The sequence below is a fragment of the Limosilactobacillus reuteri genome, assembly GCF_002254085.1.
GTDB classification, from domain to species: Bacteria; Bacillota; Bacilli; order Lactobacillales; family Lactobacillaceae; genus Limosilactobacillus; species Limosilactobacillus reuteri_K.
This window is the reverse complement of record NZ_NGPY01000076.1, coordinates 1-463: the sequence shown is the minus strand read 5'-3', so window position 1 is coordinate 463 and position 463 is coordinate 1. Positions and strand designations below refer to the sequence as shown.

Genomic DNA, 463 nt, shown 5'->3' with positions numbered 1-463 from the left:
GTGTACTTAGTGCCATCTGGTAAGTCACTCTTGTTCTTGATGCCTTCTGCTGGATTTGGTACAACGCCAGTCTTGGTATTTACATCTTGACCTTCTGGTGTGTACTTGTCCGCATCAGTTGCTGGGTTGGTTACGTGGATGGTTACTGGTACTTCGTCCTTTGAGCCATCTGGGTAGCTTACAACAACAGTTGCTGGCTTGTCTCCTGCAGTAGTTACATCTGGAGTGTCCTTCCATGTGTACTTAGTGCCATCTGGTAAGTCACTCTTGTTCTTGATGCCTTCTGCTGGATTTGGTACAACGCCAGTCTTGGTATTTACATCTTGACCTTCTGGTGTGTACTTGTCCGCATCAGTTGCTGGGTTGGTTACGTGGATGGTTACTGGTACTTCGTCCTTTGAGCCATCTGGGTAGCTTACAACAACAGTTGCTGGCTTGTCTCCTGCAGTACGTACATCTGGAG

At 47.5% G+C, this 463-nt stretch carries 1 protein-coding gene; it reads right to left on the bottom strand.

All coding sequences use genetic code 11. The features are described 5' to 3' along the window. Nucleotides 1–463: Rib/alpha-like domain-containing protein (locus CBG10_RS09535; protein ID WP_143452877.1), on the bottom strand; the 463-nt coding region annotated here is incomplete at both ends.